The following is a 16240-nucleotide window of genomic DNA, read 5'->3' as shown; positions in this document are numbered from 1 at the left end:
GCGTCACTGAGCGATCGCCGGTATTTCCTGCATGACGGCCTTCGGGTCGGGCAGCGTATTGGGATCGCCCACATAGATGCCCAATGACCGGGCCACTTTGACCATGGTGCTGTCGGTTTCGACTGGGCTGGGACAAATGCCGCGCAGATGGCACTCGCGCACGGTGGCGATCACATCGCTGAGGTCTTTAGAGCGGACCCGGCCCGCTTCCCAAACCACCAAACGGTTGTAGCGGCCTTCAGCAATCAGATCCACGGCTTTGCGGCCAAAGGCTGAGGCCAAGAGGCGATCGCTGGCGGTGGGGATGCCGCTGCGCTGGATGTGGCCCAGCACCATGGCGCGAGTTTCGACTCGGTCCATGTCGCAGTAGGCGGTTTCGCCGGTTTGGCAGAGGGTGCGGCTGCGATCGGCGATCGCCGTCGCCAGAGATTCACCAATCAGGTGCTGGGGTTTGCCGTCTTCGCCGTGGACGCCCTCGGCCACCACCACTAGGGCAAACTTGCGGCCCCGCTGGCGCAGATCGGCGATGTGCTGGCAGATCTGGGTGACCACGAGGGGGCTCAGGTCAGGCACCAGTTCGGGAATGAGAATGACGTCGGCCCCGCCCGCAATGCCGCCGTGGAGAGCTAAATGCCCCGCGTCGCGACCCATGACTTCGACCACCATGACGCGATCGTGGCTGGCGGCGGTAAAGGTGAGGTCGTAGAGGGCGCTGTTTACCGTCTGCACCGCTGTGTTGAACCCAATGGATTTTTCGGTAAACGGTACGTCGTTGTCGATAGTTTTGGGAATGCCAATCAGGTTCCAGCCGCCGCGCTGGGCCAGGTCATAGATGATGTCGAGGCTGCCGTCGCCGCCGATCGCGATCAGGGCGTCAAGGTTGAGTTTTTCGTAGCCCGCCAAGATTTTGCTGATCTGATCAGGCCCGTCGAAGCGGCTTTTTCTGAGCGAGCCCAGGATGGTGCCGCTCAGAAATTGCAGCACGTCTATCCCCTGCAAAATGCCGGGGATATCGTAGCCGTGGTCGGTGAGCAGTAAGTTTTCAGGCTCGTACTGCCCGTCGGCCACCTGCATAAACCCGTCGGTGCTGTAGGGTATGCCAATGACATCCCACCCGCGCCGGTTAGCGCATTTAACCACCGCTCGAATGACGGCGTTGAGACCGGGGCAGTCGCCGCCGCTGGTGAGAATGCCAATGCGCTGAATGGATGTCATAGAACGGTGTCCGAAGGGCTGATCTCCTCAATCCTCAAGCCAATCGAGCCTTGCAGATTACCTTCTTCAATAGTCTTTAACAGTCTTAATGGAGAATAATCTTCTATATACACAGGTCGGTAGACCACTCTTGGGAGCCACGGTCGGGTTGGCAGCGCACCTGGCTACCAGCCCAGTCGAGCCGCCACTGGTCGCCCTCGGGCACAAACTCCAGGCGATAGCGCGTGCCATTGACGGAGTCATCGGCGAGGCCGGTTTGGGTAAGAACTACCAAAGCCTGGTCGTCGGTTTGCCCTACCAGTTCAACCTCTTCCTCAAAGTTGCCTTCCCCCGGCTCGGTGCTACCAAAGGCGGCAAGGGCGATTTCGGTGGGCTCTTCCCCGACGGCCCCGCCAGGCACGGGCACTTCGGTGTAGTCGGTGCGATCGCCAACAACGGTGGCATCACTGTCTGGTGCCTCAGCAACGGGGGCTTCGGTGGTGGTGTCTTCGCTGGTGTCAGGGGTGGTGGCCGTAGGCTGGCAGGCGGCCAAGGTCATCAACAATGCACTGGCGGCTAGGGCAGAAAGGCCGAAGGGTTTAAGCATGGTTTTATCTCAGTAAGGGCTCATTAATGTATTTAGGACAACAAAATACTGAAAATATAGGACGATATCGGTTTTGCGCACGCTGTTGTTAATTACCGAAACCTTTAGCTAGCGAAAGACTTTAGCGAACAAGAGTTAGGGAGTAAGGATTTAATAATGCAGGACAGCTGAGACGGCTATCCAAGAGCAGGCAGGATGCCTAACCTACAAGATGGTGAGGTGGAAGATGTGCGATCGCATCCCAAACACACTCAGAAAGATCAAAGTCCCACAATGAGACTCAACTATCTTTTAATTCGTCTCATTTGAATGCTTAGTGGACTTAGTGTAAGACTGCTGAGATGTAAAGAAGTTCCGTCTCCGCTTAAGGCTATTTTAAGGGGATGATTTTTGAGCTAGACCGCTTACTATGGCATGAGTTCAAACCAGCCATTTCACCCAAAAGGGTCTACTTTCCATGACTTTGCCCTTTGACGCTGCCCCAAGCCAGGTGCGAATTGAGCGATTTTGGCAGCTGCCCGCCAGCTTCGGAATGGAGCGCAATGCCTATCACAACTATTTAAACGAGATCGTCAGCGATCGCTATGCGCTGATCAAGGGGCTGCAACTGCTGCGCGACGAGCTGCAATTTGCTGGGGCCAGCCCGACGGATATTCAGGCCTGCGGAGCCGACATGAATTTACCCAGCGCGGTGACGACGCTGGCCTACACCAACTGCGGCGATCGCATCCACCAGGGCGAGGCGACAAAGCGCTACCGCGACGTGGTGGCCTCCCGGTTTGCGACCCTGTCTGAGATTGGCGAACTCAAGCTAGAGGCGTTTTTCCCCGCCGGGGGCGGCACCGATAATGGGGCCACCCTAGCCCATGTCACTGTCGCCCACGAGCTAGATGAAAAGCTCAAGCGGCGGGTCTATGAAGGCAATCCGCAGTCGATCTCGCTGGTAGCGATCGATCTCAAGACCCACGTGGGGCGCATTCAAGAAGATGGCAAGCAGGTCTATGGCAAAACCCGCGAGTCTCCCTGGCGAGAACCTCGGGCGGCCTGTGGGGCGATCGTAGGGGCACTGACCGAATACCAGTCAGAGAATTTGATTCACCGCCGCATTCGCAACGATCTGGGGGAGCGCAATTTTCAGTTTTTATCGACCCAGCAAATTTTGACCGATGAAGGGGTCGATATCACCATGGCGGTGGCAGCGGCGATCGTGGCGATTCGCGGCATTCGCAATACGGCCCTGGCCTTGGGGCAGGAAATGGATGAGCGCGGCCTGGGGCACCTGACCGCCAGCACAACGGTGAATCGTCCTTCTCGGGATGACCTGGTAATTTACCTGGCTCGCGCTACGGTGTTCAACGGCATGGTGCGCATCCAAAGCTTGGGCACCGAGGCTAAACACTACGGCGGCAAGCTGGTGGGGTATGCCGGAGAAAAGCGGCTCCAGCTGCGCTACGACGACTGGGACGTTGAAGACGTGCCGATCGAAGAAATCCCCTACAAGGTGCGGTTGTCGGGGCTGTAATACCAAATGTTGGTTCTCACCAAGGCAAATGCGTTTACCCCTGGGAGGCGGCCCGTTTTTGCATTGGGATGTTGAACTCGGGTTTAAGCTCTGGACGAAGTAATTCTTCAAAACTACATCTAAGTTTTGCGGAATGCTGGCTTTCGTCGGAGAAGACTAACCCAGACACGGTTAGTCGCCCCCAAATAAACGATCCTATGGCTCCAATATCAACTATTACAATGCGCTCCTTTGGCTGGGTGTTGCCCCTGCTAGCCCTAGCCGCATCAGCATCGGCCCAGCCAAAGGCTCCTACCCTGGTGAGCTTAGAAGTGTCCCCCGACCCTGACGAAAGCGGGGTTTATAGCTTTGTTGCTGAACCGGGGGATGTCATTTCTATTAACGTGGCAACGAGCCCAGATGACCCAGCGCCGTCCTGCTATCCCGAATTTGTGAGTGACCTGCGCGTTGATCTCATACTCGGCGACTACATCATGCAGACCCCCTATAGCGATAGTGTGGTGGTGCGAATTGATGATCAAAATGCTGGGCTCTATCGCTATCGGGTGGTGCAAACTACCCCAATTAGAAATTTGCTTGGCGAAACCGAACCGATGGGTTCTCCCGACAACTTAGTTGACGAGCGTTGGTGTCAGGTCACGGTGCAGCAAGCGACGCCTACTGAGCAACAGTGGGCGATCGCCAACCGTCTGTACGACCAGCAAGAGGATTTGGAGCAGGCGCTCGATCTTTATCGCCAGGTGATTGCTACTAAGCCAGGGTATCCCGAGCCCTACGAGCGCTATCTCAGCCTGCTAATTAAGTTGAATATAGGCGATCGATACTTCAGCTCAGATGAGGACCCAGAAGTGGCGGGGCAAGAACTCGCCCGATGGTTTACGGCTCTACCCACTACGACCCAGCAGCCCATACTGGAGACCCTAGAACAACTGGCTCAGCTGTATGAGGCCAACCCAACCTGGCAGCTCGACCCTTACGACCATCCCGACTTTTGGCGCGGTTATGCCAACTATCTTCAAACCGGACTGCCTCCAGCGCTGTAGGGGGGTGTTGTTGCCGTAGAAAACTGAGTCCAGTTTAGAATCTGGCGCTTTTTTATGGGCAAAACTCCTCTGGTAGGTTTGGATCGGGGTGATTACGGGCGATCGCCCGCTTATTTCTGCGGTGATGCCGCCTCCATTGATGGCTACATCACCTATAAAGCACAGCCCATTAAACGAAATTCTTATGCTGAAAAGACGTTTGCAATTGTGGCCAACTCGCGTTTCCGCCATTGCCCTGGTCGGGCTATCTGGGTTCATGACTGGATGTGCTAACGTCACGCCTCCTGGTACTTTGGCAGATGCTAATTACGCCCCAACAACAGCCTTAAATGAGTCCTCTAGCAGCTCAGACTCGGCAAAAGAGCCGCCATTTTTTGGCGATCGCTACTTCAATTTCTACAGCGGCAATGGCACCGGACAATCGATCACCATTGAACTGGATGGCGCGACTACTGTGGAACAGCACGGCACCGAGAGCAGTTCTGTGCTCTATCGGGGACAGTTTTCTAATCCTCTGATTCTGGAGGATGGAGAGCGCTTGCGGATAGAGGGAAACACCATCTCTAAAATATCTGAGGATGGTGACGTGATCAGCGGCTGTAATGGGGAAGATGAGCCCTGCGAGTCAGAGCTTTATGAAGCCACGGCATCGCCGCCCATTTTGGATGGGTTGTATGTGATGGGCGGTACTGACCAGGGACTAGAGGTTTTTGGCGACCAGTATCGCTATTACGATGAAATGGGCGAGAAAGAATGGAATCCTCTGGTAGAGCTAACTTATATTCAACAGGGGGTAATATCTGACGGTGAAAATTACTGGTGCCTTCCTCGCCCCGATGAAGCCGGGGTATGCACTGAAAACGGATGGCGATCGGTGGAAGAAAGTCTATCTGAGCAGGGCAATTGAAATGTGGAAAAGTTGGAAGTTTGATTGTCCGGCTTTACTCAGTGTGATTGGTTCGGGTTTAGCTGGATTTATATTCATGGGCTGTACTAGCTCGACTACAGCTAATGTTGAGCCGATTTTTTCAGTCGAGTCTGACTTATCCAACAATTCTTTGCCCGAAGCATCAACTAACTTATCACCCCAGGTAGAGCAGGCCAGCGCAGAAGAAAACATGCCTACGAGCCTGAGTCAGGAGACGCAGACTGTGGCTGAGCAATCTCCTGCATTGCAATCGCAAGATTTGCCGGAGCAAGAACTTCGCCTAGGTGGTCTTTCAATTGGGGATGAGGGGAAGACAGTCATTCGTGAATTTGGTCAACCGAGTCAAGTGAGCAGCTCGTTTTATAGTCAGCTCGACTACCCCAGTTTCATCGTTTTGATGGAGGGAGGGACGGTGATCGGCATGACTAGCACCAGCGACCAATATTGCACCCCAGCGGGAGTTTGCCCTGGCATGGATTTTGAGCAGGTGCGCGAACGCTATGGTGAGCCGATAGTGAGCGATCGCGAGGATGGTCGTTTTATGGAGTACTACACGGCGAACTCATCCTGCTGGCTAAAAATTGCTGTGGATGGCGAGCTAGTTGAGTCGGTCAGCGTGGTGTGCCAGCCTTAATCGAGTCTGTACAAATTTATGGATGCTGAACCGCGTCTTGACCAACCCGGCAAAGAAATTGAGGCTAACCGCGATTAACAGTCTCAAGCTGGGACTCCTTTACATCCAAGGAAGTCCCAACTTGACTTTTTTAAGTCTCAAAACAGGATTAGCCTCGATCCGATAGTAAGGGCTGAGGGATGCTAGTCAGATCTACTGTGCTGCCCGCCGCATACTCCTCAAAGGTAAAAGCATCGACCTGGATGGCGTCCTTACGGGCTTCATCTGCTGCTGTCAGCACATCCCACTCGGGCTGGGTTAGCAGACCTGCTCGGTGGGCCAGGGTTTCTAGGGATTCTGAACCATCAGTCGCGAGCTGACCGGTGCGAACGGCGTCTTTGAGGCGGCGGTGAATGGGGTCGGCCTGATGGCTGAAGCGGAGAGCCTGCTCCAGACGGCCCAGGGCTTCGGTGGGGTCGGTGGGCAAGTAGATGCCTGCGGTGAGGCGATCGCGCATTTCCCCAGCCGTTTGCAGATCCTTGGCGACCTGGTGACCCAGGGCATCCGTGGGCAGGGTCGCTAGGGGATTTAGCCGGAGGCCAAGCCCTATCAGCGGTTTCAGCAGTGGCCCAACTACCGGGAGAGACAGGTTGCTGACAATGCCCTCAAAGGCGGTTTGAATTTGAACCAGGCCATAGTGAGCCGCCCACCGCACTGTCGCCAGGTCGGCGTCGGGTTGCCCTTCGGCCTCAAACCGGCGCAGCACGGCGCTGGTCAGGTAGAGCCAGGAGAGGGCATCGGCGTAGCGGCCAGTGAGGTTTTCGTGGCGCTTGAGGCTGCCGCCGTAGCGGATTAGCGCGACATCGGTGAGAACGGCGAAGGTGGCCGAAGCCCAGGAGAGTTTGCGGTAGTAGCGGGCGGTGGGACCGACGACAGGAGCCTTGGCCAATCGCCCCTGGGTGAGACCCAGCCCAGTGGAGCTCCCGACGTTGTGGATAAACGCGCCAACATGGCCCCACAGCAGCCGGTCAAAGGCGAGCCAGTCGCTGTCGTAGAGAGCCTGAATTTCGTCGTAGAGGTAGGGGTGGCAGCGGATGACGCCCTGGCCAAAGATCATTAAGGTGCGGGTGAGAATGTTGGCTCCCTCAACGGTGACGGCGATGGGGATAGCGGTATAGACGTTGGCCAGCAGGTTGCGCGGCCCCCGGCAGATGCCGGAACCGCCGAGGATATCCATGCCGTCGTTGACGATGGTGCGGGCTAGCTCGGTGCTTTGGTACTTGGCGATCGCGCTCACCACCGCCGGTTGCGCTCCACTATCCACCGCGCCACAGGTGTAGAGGCGAGCGGCATCAACCACGTAAGTCAACCCGGCAATGCGGGCGAGCGGTTCTTCGACCCCCTCGAAGCGACCGATGGGCAGGCCAAACTGCTGACGTACGACGCTGTGAGCGCTGGCCACCCGCGATACTAACTTGGCCACCCCAGTACAGGTGGCGGGGAAGCTAATACCCCGACCCGCCGCCAAAGTCTGCATCAGCATCTTCCAACCCTGCCCTGCCTGGGCAACACCGCCGATGATCTGGTCGATGGGCAGCACTACGTCGTGGCCCTCGATGGGAGAGTTAAAGAAGGGTACGCCCATGGGGTCATGGCGATGGTCGATGACAACGCCAGGGGTTTCCCTTGGCACTAGGGCGCAGGTGATGCCCACGTCATGCCCTAGCCCCAACAAATTGTCGGGGTCATAGAGGCGGAAGGCGAGACCGAGCAGCGTTGCGATCGCCCCCAGGGTGATATACCGCTTCTTCCAGTTCAGCCGCAGATACAGCTGGCCGTCTTCTCCTTTAAATACTTCACCGCGCGAGGTGAGACTGGCGGCGTCAGACCCGGCCAGGGGTTCGGTGAGGGCAAAGCAGGGAATCTCTTCGCCAATAGCTAGGCGCGGTAGGTAGCGGGCCTTTTGCTCGGGGGTGCCGTAGCGCAGCAGCAGCTTGGCTGGGCCGAGGGAATTGGTCACCCCCACCGTGGCTACGTGGGTAAAGGAGCGGGAAGCCAGCTTCACCATCACAGCGCTGTAGGCCAAATTCGAGAAACCCAAGCCGCCAAACTCTTGGGGAATCATCATGCCGAAGAATTTTTCGTGCTTGAGAAACTTCCACACCGCCGGGGGCAGGTCTTTGCGCTGGTAGATCTCCCAGTCGGTGGCCATTTGGCAGACCTGCTCCACCGGCCCGTCGAGGAAGGCCTGCACGTCGGGCGGCACCTGGGGGTAGGGCTCGTTGAGCATCCTTTGCCAGTCGGGCTGGCCAGAGAAGAATTCGCCCTCGACCCAGACCTGGCCTGCTTCGATCGCAGCCCGCTCGGTGTCGGAGATTTTGGGCAGCTGTTTGCGAGCGACTTTGCCAAGGGGAGTGGAGATGAGGGTGCGGCGGAGGGAGGGGATGAGGAGGATAACGACGATGAGGAATGTGAGGAGGGTGAGGGAGATGGGGAGGTAGTGGAGCATGGTGGGCCTCGGGTAGTGGGAGGTGGGGAAAAGTTTTAAGTTCTCAGTCTTGAGTTTTGATTGCTTGAAGTAGCAATTGCATTCAAAATTCAGCACTCAAAACTCAAAACTTTTTTCGCAGCTCATCGCATCAAGTTTTCAAACACCCCCGCTGCGCCCATCCCCCCGCCAACGCACATAGTCACCAGACCATAGCGGGTGCCGCGTCGCTGCATTTCATGGAGTAGGGTAGCGGTGAGTTTGGCGCCGGAGCAGCCAAGGGGGTGGCCGAGGGCGATCGCACCCCCGTTCACATTCACAATTTCTTCGTTCAAGCCCAGTTCGCGGATGACGGCGAGGGATTGAGCGGCGAAGGCTTCGTTGAGCTCAATTAGGCCGATGTCGGCGAGGGTGAGGCCGACCTGCTTCAGCACTTTGGGGATGGCGGCGATGGGGCCGATGCCCATGATCTCGGGGGGCACCCCGGCGACGGCGAAGCCAAGTAGGCGACCCAGGGGTTGCAGACCGAGTTCGTGGAGGGTGTTTTCGCCCATGACGACCGTGGCGGCGGCTCCGTCCGACATTTGGGAGGAGGTGCCAGCGGTGACGGTGCCGTTGGCTTTGAAGACGGGTTTGAGCTGGGCCAGGGCCTCCAGGCTGGTGTCGGCGCGGGGGCCTTCGTCGGTGTCAAAGGTGAGCTCTTGGGTATGGGGCTGGCCGTCAAGGTACTCGGTGGTGCGCACGGTAACGGGGACAATTTCGGCTTTGAACCGACCGGATGCGTGGGCGGCGAGGGCTTTTTGGTGCGATCGCAGGGCAAAGGCATCTTGGTCAGCGCGGGAAACCTGGAAGCGATCGGCGACTCTCTCGGCGGTGAGGCCCATGGGAATGTAGGCATCGGGCATCTCCGCAAACAGCTCGGTGCTGGGGGAAAACTGGTGCCCGCCCATGGGGATGATGCTCATAGACTCGACGCCGCCCGCCACGATCACATCGGCCTGGCCCCAGGCGATGGCTTGGGTGGCCATGGCAATGGATTGCAGCCCCGAGGCGCACAGTCGATTGACAGTGCAACCAGAGACCGAGTCGGGCAAGCCTGCTCGCAAAGCAATGAGCCGACCCAGGTTATACCCCTGCTCGGCCTCGGGCATGGCGCAGCCCATGATCACATCGTCGATGTGGTCAGAGACCAGGGCGGGGATGTGAGCGATCGCGCCCCTTAAAGCCGCAGCTCCCAAAACGTCGGGGCTGGTGTGGCGGAGGGTACCGCGGGGCGCTTTGCCCACGGCGGTGCGGACGGTGCTGACGATGTAGGCGGTGGTGTTCATAGCGGGAGGTTCCGGAGTGGATGGGTGGATGGGTGTGAGGGTGGATGAGTGAGGGGGTGGGGGTGTCAAAGTTCAAAGTTTTTAGTTTTGAATTTTGAACGTCGGATCACCCCATTACCCGATCACTCCATCACCCTCTCACGCTCTAATTTCTCAGCGGTTTTTTCGTCTTCAGCATGTGCAGCAGTCGCTCCTTGGTCTTGGGTTCGTCGATGAGGGGGAGGAAGTTGTCGCGTTCTAAGTTGAAGAGGTAGGTCTCGTCTACGGCGGCGGGGACGGTAAGATCGCCGCCGGTGAGGACGTAGGCGAGGCGGTTGGCGAGGCTGCGATCGTAGTCGCTGATGTAGCTACCGGCGTGCATGACGTAGGCCATGTGTTCGAGGATGGCGCGGGCGGGTTGCCCCAGCACGGGGATGGGCTGGCGGGGTGGGGGCGCGTAGCCCATGCGGTGCAGGCAGAGCACTTCTTGTTTGGCGGCGTAGAGGCGGCGATCGCTATTCATCACGATCTGGGTGGTGGCGGGCAAGAAGCCTAGCTCGATGCCCTCGTGGGCGCTGTTAGAGACTTGGGCCATACCGACGGTGCGAAACACCTGCTTCAGCCAGGGCAGAATGTCAGCGGGTTCGTCGGAGATGGCGCGCTGACCGGCCCAGCGGGCCAGGCGCATGAGGCCGCCCCCAGCGGGAATCAGCCCAACGCCGAGTTCCACCAGACCGATGTAGGTTTCGGCATCGGCAACCACATGGGGGCAGGCCATAGCGAGTTCGCAACCGCCCCCCAGCGCCCGCCCCTGAATGGCGGCAACTACGGGTTTAGGGAAGTAGTAGATACGCTGCACCAGGGCTTGGACGTCATGGAGCAGTTTGGCAATGGTGCGATGGTTGCGGTTGAGGGGGTTGAGGTTTTCCCACTGGGCGATTTTGCCCACCTCGGCCAGGTTGATACCGACGCAGAAGTTGGGGCCTTCGTTGCCGATCACCATGCCGTGGTAGTTGTCGTGGGCAGCCAGCCAGTCGAGGGCGGCACCCAGGCCCTCGACCACTTTGGTGCTGAGTGTATTGGCCTTGGAGCGAAACTCGAACAGGGCAACGCCATCGCCAGCATCGAGCAAGGCGGCCTCGCTGTTGTGCCAAAGAAGTGGGCGCTCCTTAAGGTCAGCAAGGTGGAGTTCATTGGTAGAGACTTCTAGGGGTAGATAGTACTCACCAGGTACATAAACAGAGGGCGCAGTGAGGGCGGGGTCAGCACTGTAGAAGCTTGTGGCTCCCGTTTCCTGCATACGTTCTATCCAGGAGGGGATGGTCAACCGGGCTTGGGTCATGTCCTGAATGACCCGGTCAAAACCGAGGGCATCCCAGATGGCGAAGGGCCCCATCTCCCAGCCAAAGCCCCAAGCCATGGCGCGATCGATGTCGGCCGGGCTATCGGCAATTTCGGGAATGCGGTTGGCGCTGTAGGCCAGGGTTTCGAGCATGGCCTGGCGGAAGAAATCTCCGGTCCGCCCGCGATCTCTATATAAATGACGCAGCCGTTCAGCTAAATCGTGTTTCTTCAGCCCGTCTAAATTCCCTAGATTGACGGGGCGGGGCGAGTCGTAGCTAAAGGTTTGAGGGTTCAGCGAGCGAATCTCGCCTCCTACTTTTTTGTAAAAGCCCTGGCCCGACTTGGCCCCTAACGTGCCAGTGGCCACTAGCTTGCGCATCAGCTCGGGGGGCTGAAACAGCTCGCGCCGCTCGTCGTGGGGGATGGCAGGGTAGAGGTTATCGGCGACATAGAGTAGTGTGTCGAGCCCCACTAGATCTGCCGTGCGGAAGGTGGCTGACTTAGGTCGCCCCACCAGGGTGCCGGTGAGGGTGTCGATCTCTTCGATAGTGTAGTCACCCGGAATGAAGGAGCGCAGGCCCAGCATCGACACAAAGACCCCGATGCGGTTGGCAATGAAGTTGGGGGTGTCTTTAGCGACGACGATGCCTTTGCCCAGCCTGTCTCGGCCAAAGGCGGCCATGCGCTCAACCATGGCAGGGTCGGTGTCGGCAGTGGGGATAAGTTCTAGCAGTTTCAGGTAGCGGGGCGGGTTAAAGAAGTGGGTGCCCAAAAAGCGCTTTTTGAAGGATTTCGAGCGTCCCTCTGCCACCTGGTGAATCAGCAGCCCGCTGGTGTTGGTAGAAATTACCGCATCTGGGCCAACGGTGCGCTCAACCCGCGCAAACAACTCCTGCTTGACGGCGAGGTTTTCGACCACCGCTTCAATCACCCAGTCCACCGTGGCCAGGCGCTCGAAATGTTCTTCGTAGTTCCCCAGAATGACTCGCTTCACCGCTTGCTGACTGTAGAAGATTGGCGGCGACTGCTTACAGGCTTTTTTGAAGGCTCCTTCTACCAGGTCGTTTTTGCTGCCTTTTTGAGAGGGCAGTTCTAATAGGTGAACCGTGAGCCCGGCATTAGCCAGGTGAGCCGCAATTTGGGTACCCATGACCCCGGCTCCGAGGACAGCAGCGGTTTGGAAGGGTGTTTGCATGGTTGGCTCCTTGGTTTGGCGTAGTTGGAGGGGAGTAGGGGAGTGATGGGGTAGGGAAGGTGAGGGGGATGAGGGGGATGAGGAAGGTGGGGAGTGATGGCTGTTAACCCACTACTTGATCTCTCGATCGCCTTTTAGTAGCGCATTAGCGATCGCGCATACACCGGACAAGCCTCTCCCTCTCCCCCATCCCCCTCATCTCCCCCATCTCCTCTACCACCGCCCTCCCCATACAACCGCTCCACCACCTCGTCTAACCCCTCGCTTTGATCAACTAGGGCAAATTTGCGCACGGTAGACCAGTAGGGGAAATGGCAGTTAGCGGTGTCGATCAGGCTTTGGTAGAGAGCGGTGATGCGGGGATGGTGCCACCAGTCGGGTTGGGTCAGATCAAGGTCCCAATTCTCGACTTGGTGGCGTAGGGCGTCTAGGTCAGGAACGATCACCATGGCGCAGAACTTGTGGTTAGCACCAACGGTGATGGCTTTGTCCACCAGGGGGGAGGCCATTAATTCTTGCTCTAGGGGTCGGGGGGAGACATATTTGCCGGTGCAGAGTTTGAAGAGAGCTTTTTTTACCCCGGTGATAGTGAGAAAGCCGTCGGCGTCGAGGGTGCCGAAGTCGCCAGTGTGTAGCCAGCCGTCAGGGGTGAGGGCAGCGGCGGTGGCGGCGGGGTCGTGGTAGTAGCCCTGCATGAGGAAGGGGGCGCGCACCAAAACTTCTTGGTCGGGGGCTAGGGCAATCTCAACACCGGGAATGGGCCGGCCAACGGTATCAAGACGATTGTGGCCGGCGCGAGTGTAGGTGAGGACGCCGCTGGTTTCGGTGAGGCCGTAGCCTTGATAGACGGGCACCCCTGCCGCCGAGAAAAACTTGACCAGATTGCCAGACAAGGCGGCACCGCCACAGATGCAGGCCTTGAGCCGGCCGCCAAACACCTCGCGCCATTTGATAAATACGAGCCGTTCGGCTAGCTGCATTTGCAGACGGTAGAGCTTTTGAGGCGGCTGAGCCGGGTCGAACCGAGTCGTGAGGTTGATAGCCCATTGCAGCACCCGCCGGTCGAAGTGGCTGAGGTGGTTAACTTGGTCGAGAATGCGCTCATGCACTTTTTCCAACAGCCGAGGCACGGTAATTAAAAAGGTGGGCTTGACCCGGCGCAGGTGCTTGATTAGGTGGTTGGGGTCAGAGAAATAAATGCTGTGGCCCCAGGCCAGGTGGCCATACAAAAACACGCGGGCAAAGATGTGGTTGAGGGGCAAAAACAGTAGGGCCACTTCGTCGGGGCCGGTTTGAAGGTTGGGGTAGCTAGAAAACGAAGCCAGTACGTTAGCCGCGATCGCCTCATGGCTAAGCATTACTCCTTTGGGGCGCTTGGTTTCGCTGGCGATGTAGATGATGGTGGCCAGATCGGCGGGCGCGATCGCATCTTCTAAAGCCTGAACAGCCTCGGCTGACCAACGCTGTCGTCCCCACTCACGCACCTCGGCTAGCGCACACACTCGCAGCGCCTGGGGTACTGGCGGACACGGCTGCTGAGTAGGGGTTTCACAGAGTAGATGGGGAATTTGCAAACAGGTTTCAGGAGCTGGTGTCGGCAACGCTGCGGCCGAGACTGCCTCACTACCTCCGGTCTGCTCGGCCTGCCAACTGTCGGGCACCTCGGCCACAATCACAGCCTTTAAGGTAGGCACTTCCCACAGGTAGGGGCGAATTTGGTCGAGCAAAGCTGGGTTAGAGATTACTAGCAGCGGCGCTTCGACTTCTTGCAAAATTAGCAGAATGTTTTCGATCGTCTGGGTGAGGTCGATGGGGATGTTGACAAACCCAGCTAGCAAAGTGCCAAGGTCGGCGATCGCAAACCCCACATCGCTGTGCATCATCAGAGCAACGCGATCGCCTCGGTGCAGATCAAAGGTCTCTAACCCCAAGGCAAATTCTTCCATCGCTCGACGAAAGGCCTCGGTAGAAAAGGATTGCCAGCTTCCCTTGCGCCACTGGTTAAGAACGCGATCGTTGGCAATGGCTAAGCCATTTGCACCATCAAGCAAAGACGGCAGGGTGCGGTGGAGAATGGCGGGACTGGGACATGCACTTCCTGTAGGGATACTCGTTTCGAGATGGTTTTCGTTTTTGGGGTGCCAAAGGCTATACGCTTCGCGAAGCGCGAGATTGAAGAGAGTCGGGGTAGTCATAGCGGCTGGGAAGTGAGGGGATGTAGACCGAAAGCGGTGACCCGTTCGCGTTTATTTGACCTGAGTAACTAAATCAAAGGATGGAGACACTGCCAAACGCTTTCCTTCGCCAGCAGACGACGGAGGAATTAGAAGAATGGACAAACTGACGGCGACCTACCCTAAGTAAGCTAGCTGCCGTTTTTGATGGCCTTGAAGCGGGGCAATAGCTAAAGGATTAGGCCTGATGCGTTAGGGCATAGATCCCTTAGCCTATTACCTGATGATCTGAAGAAAGCAATCAAAACTTAGATGCTGTGCACGTCATCAATCATTTCAGCACCGGTTTTGGTCGATGCCTGTTAGTAATTGATTGAAACTAGTGCAGCACTTCTATTTTTTAATTGCTTTTAACTGTCTGGTTGCTGACTCAAGGGAGTCAGATTCTATTGAGGATTTCTACAAAAAAGCCCATTAGCTCCTTTGAAGATATTCGTTGTTTCGTTAATTATAGCTTTCCAATTTTTGCCCTACCCATAATTGAAATCTATCGCAAATAACTTTTGTAAAGAATTGGGCTAACAGGCACTTTAGCTAGGCGTAAACGCTCAGCTATTCATCAAGTGCGCTGCCAAACCCTTTGGAATCACGAGAAAAAGACAGGAAAGTTCAACTTTCACACTACTCTCTCAGTCTCTAAGCTTTGCAGTGGGTAGAAATAACCGTCTTAAACTTCAAGTTTCCAAGCAGATTGCCTATACCCAAAGAAGTAAATCTAGCGGGCTTGTGATTTTACCTTAGTCAAATCTCACATTGAGACTTGGGTGCCTGGAAATTAGTCTTATATTGATACCACAAAGACTTGATTTTGAGAATAGCTGTTTTTAGGTTCGTGAAGAGAGGGTGATGGAGGACGAAGGGATTGAAGGGGCGACTGCAGCCATGCAAATTCTGCTCTTTAGCCTTATCTAAAAAGCAAGAGTCCATTAATCAGTCCTACGCTAAGACTCATAAATCTCTTTGATAGTCTCGCAAGGCAGCTTAAAAGACTAACAGTGAGACCTCATTTTGTCCAATAATTTTGGATTGGACCGTGAGCTAGGCCGAGGCGTGTCGGCTACCCTTGTGTGTAGTGAAGCGGTGCCTCTTGAGTTTCTACGCCCTCGCAAGACGCCTTAACGAGGCTCAAAAATTTAGTCCAAATTTAGTCCGTCAAAAATCTGGCTCACCTGAAATCCTTATCCAGTAGACAGTTTGGGTGTTTGATTGTTTGCGGTATACGCAACTATTCAAACGTTCGTGGTCAAGGTAATTGGGGCTGCGATGTCAAGCATATTTTGTCCGTTTTTGACAGAATATGCTTGACAAAGTTCGGGTATCACTGATCAGCAAGCAAACTCTCTACTATATCTCTTGTTCCACAGCTCGAGGTGAGCACCCTCTCAAGGGTTTGGGGTTTCTTTCGCGTACCGGGTCCAAGCCTACTCCACTGGAAAAGCAAGTAATCTACAGTGTCAGCTTTCTAGGCTTCCTCGAAGGTTGAACTGTAATAGCTTATATTTTCTGCATCCAACTCTATGCCGCACTTTGCACACTGACCAGGCTGAGACCAAAATCTGAGAACTGGTTGCCTAGAACTGCACCAGTAGCAAGATGACCGCAACCGCCGTTCATGGCGGCGGTACATACAGGCATCGCGGAAGGACCAAATCATATCAAATCCGCCTATTTAGGAATAATTAGCTTACGGCATCTAGCCACCAGTGAAAGCCTGTTAGCCCTTGAATGAACGCCTGTCGGTTGAGCAACACCCGACACCGCTGGG

12 protein-coding genes are annotated in these 16240 nt (G+C 56.4%); 5 read left to right on the top strand and 7 right to left on the bottom strand.

All coding sequences use genetic code 11. The features are described 5' to 3' along the window. Nucleotides 1-3: 3 nt before the first annotated feature. Together H6F75_RS15335 and H6F75_RS15330 are read right to left on the bottom strand one after the other, a co-directional pair. Nucleotides 4-1215, bottom strand: a complete 1212-nt coding sequence (locus tag H6F75_RS15335) for an ATP-dependent 6-phosphofructokinase (RefSeq protein ID WP_190753341.1) — start codon at nucleotides 1213-1215, stop codon at nucleotides 4-6. 103 nt (nucleotides 1216-1318) lie between these two features. Next, nucleotides 1319-1801 carry a hypothetical protein gene (locus H6F75_RS15330; protein ID WP_190753340.1) on the bottom strand — a complete coding sequence of 161 codons (483 nt, stop codon included), beginning with the start codon at nucleotides 1799-1801 and terminating at the stop codon, nucleotides 1319-1321. A gap of 457 nt (nucleotides 1802-2258) precedes the next feature. On the opposite strand from H6F75_RS15330, the gene H6F75_RS15325 reads away from it, so the two are divergent. The 4 genes from H6F75_RS15325 (at nucleotide 2259) to H6F75_RS15310 (ending at nucleotide 5273) form a co-directional block, all read left to right on the top strand. After that, on the top strand, nucleotides 2259-3323 hold the full coding sequence (locus H6F75_RS15325) for a hypothetical protein (protein WP_190753339.1): 1065 nt from the start codon (nucleotides 2259-2261) through the stop codon (nucleotides 3321-3323). Nucleotides 3324-3520: 197 nt separating this feature from the next. Further along, the gene (locus H6F75_RS15320) at nucleotides 3521-4366 is read left to right on the top strand and encodes a hypothetical protein (protein ID WP_190753338.1); all 846 of its coding nucleotides are present in this window, start codon (nucleotides 3521-3523) and stop codon (nucleotides 4364-4366) included. A 54-nt stretch (nucleotides 4367-4420) separates the two neighbouring features. Next, nucleotides 4421-4639, top strand: a complete 219-nt coding sequence (locus tag H6F75_RS15315; RefSeq protein ID WP_190753337.1) for a hypothetical protein — start codon at nucleotides 4421-4423, stop codon at nucleotides 4637-4639. A gap of 19 nt (nucleotides 4640-4658) precedes the next feature. Then, nucleotides 4659-5273: a hypothetical protein gene (locus H6F75_RS15310; RefSeq protein ID WP_190753336.1), complete on the top strand. Its 615-nt coding sequence runs from the start codon at nucleotides 4659-4661 to the stop codon at nucleotides 5271-5273. On the opposite strand, the gene H6F75_RS15305 is transcribed toward H6F75_RS15310, so the two are convergent. Then, complete coding sequence (locus H6F75_RS15305) at nucleotides 5253-5486, bottom strand: hypothetical protein (RefSeq protein ID WP_190753335.1); 234 nt, start codon at nucleotides 5484-5486, stop codon at nucleotides 5253-5255. The two genes, H6F75_RS15310 and H6F75_RS15305, sit on opposite strands and share 21 nt — an antisense overlap. A gap of 31 nt (nucleotides 5487-5517) precedes the next feature. Between H6F75_RS15305 and H6F75_RS15300 the strand changes: the two genes are divergently transcribed. Then, nucleotides 5518-5928 carry a hypothetical protein gene (locus H6F75_RS15300; protein WP_206754683.1) on the top strand — a complete coding sequence of 137 codons (411 nt, stop codon included), beginning with the start codon at nucleotides 5518-5520 and terminating at the stop codon, nucleotides 5926-5928. Nucleotides 5929-6076: 148 nt separating this feature from the next. On the opposite strand, the gene H6F75_RS15295 is transcribed toward H6F75_RS15300, so the two are convergent. From H6F75_RS15295 to H6F75_RS15280, 4 genes are all read right to left on the bottom strand, one after another. Continuing rightward, nucleotides 6077-8416: an acyl-CoA dehydrogenase gene (locus H6F75_RS15295; RefSeq protein WP_190753333.1), complete on the bottom strand. Its 2340-nt coding sequence runs from the start codon at nucleotides 8414-8416 to the stop codon at nucleotides 6077-6079. 122 nt (nucleotides 8417-8538) lie between these two features. Then, the gene (locus H6F75_RS15290; RefSeq protein WP_190753332.1) at nucleotides 8539-9723 is read right to left on the bottom strand and encodes an acetyl-CoA C-acyltransferase; all 1185 of its coding nucleotides are present in this window, start codon (nucleotides 9721-9723) and stop codon (nucleotides 8539-8541) included. 145 nt (nucleotides 9724-9868) lie between these two features. Then, on the bottom strand, nucleotides 9869-12241 hold the full coding sequence (locus H6F75_RS15285) for a 3-hydroxyacyl-CoA dehydrogenase/enoyl-CoA hydratase family protein (RefSeq protein WP_190753331.1): 2373 nt from the start codon (nucleotides 12239-12241) through the stop codon (nucleotides 9869-9871). Between the two features lie 134 nt (nucleotides 12242-12375). After that, nucleotides 12376-14436: an AMP-binding protein gene (locus H6F75_RS15280; RefSeq protein WP_199303958.1), complete on the bottom strand. Its 2061-nt coding sequence runs from the start codon at nucleotides 14434-14436 to the stop codon at nucleotides 12376-12378. Between the last annotated feature and the right edge of the window lie 1804 nt (nucleotides 14437-16240).

Origin of the sequence: Nodosilinea sp. FACHB-131, from assembly GCF_014695395.1 — a bacterium.
Lineage (GTDB): Bacteria > Cyanobacteriota > Cyanobacteriia > Phormidesmidales > Phormidesmidaceae > Nodosilinea.
This window is presented reverse-complemented; position numbering and strand designations above follow the sequence as displayed.

Bases quoted from the DNA above. Each gene is read 5' to 3' on its own strand.
- H6F75_RS15335 (WP_190753341.1), bottom strand. From the start codon at position 1,215: ATGACATCCATTCAGCGCATTGGCATTCTCACCAGCGGCGGCGACTGC.
- H6F75_RS15330 (WP_190753340.1), bottom strand. From the start codon at position 1,801: ATGCTTAAACCCTTCGGCCTTTCTGCCCTAGCCGCCAGTGCATTGTTG.
- H6F75_RS15325 (WP_190753339.1), top strand. From the start codon at position 2,259: ATGACTTTGCCCTTTGACGCTGCCCCAAGCCAGGTGCGAATTGAGCGA.
- H6F75_RS15320 (WP_190753338.1), top strand. From the start codon at position 3,521: ATGGCTCCAATATCAACTATTACAATGCGCTCCTTTGGCTGGGTGTTG.
- H6F75_RS15315 (WP_190753337.1), top strand. From the start codon at position 4,421: ATGGGCAAAACTCCTCTGGTAGGTTTGGATCGGGGTGATTACGGGCGA.
- H6F75_RS15305 (WP_190753335.1), bottom strand. From the start codon at position 5,486: ATGTTTTCTTCTGCGCTGGCCTGCTCTACCTGGGGTGATAAGTTAGTT.
- H6F75_RS15295 (WP_190753333.1), bottom strand. From the start codon at position 8,416: ATGCTCCACTACCTCCCCATCTCCCTCACCCTCCTCACATTCCTCATC.
- H6F75_RS15290 (WP_190753332.1), bottom strand. From the start codon at position 9,723: ATGAACACCACCGCCTACATCGTCAGCACCGTCCGCACCGCCGTGGGC.
- H6F75_RS15285 (WP_190753331.1), bottom strand. From the start codon at position 12,241: ATGCAAACACCCTTCCAAACCGCTGCTGTCCTCGGAGCCGGGGTCATG.
- H6F75_RS15280 (WP_199303958.1), bottom strand. From the start codon at position 14,436: ATGACTACCCCGACTCTCTTCAATCTCGCGCTTCGCGAAGCGTATAGC.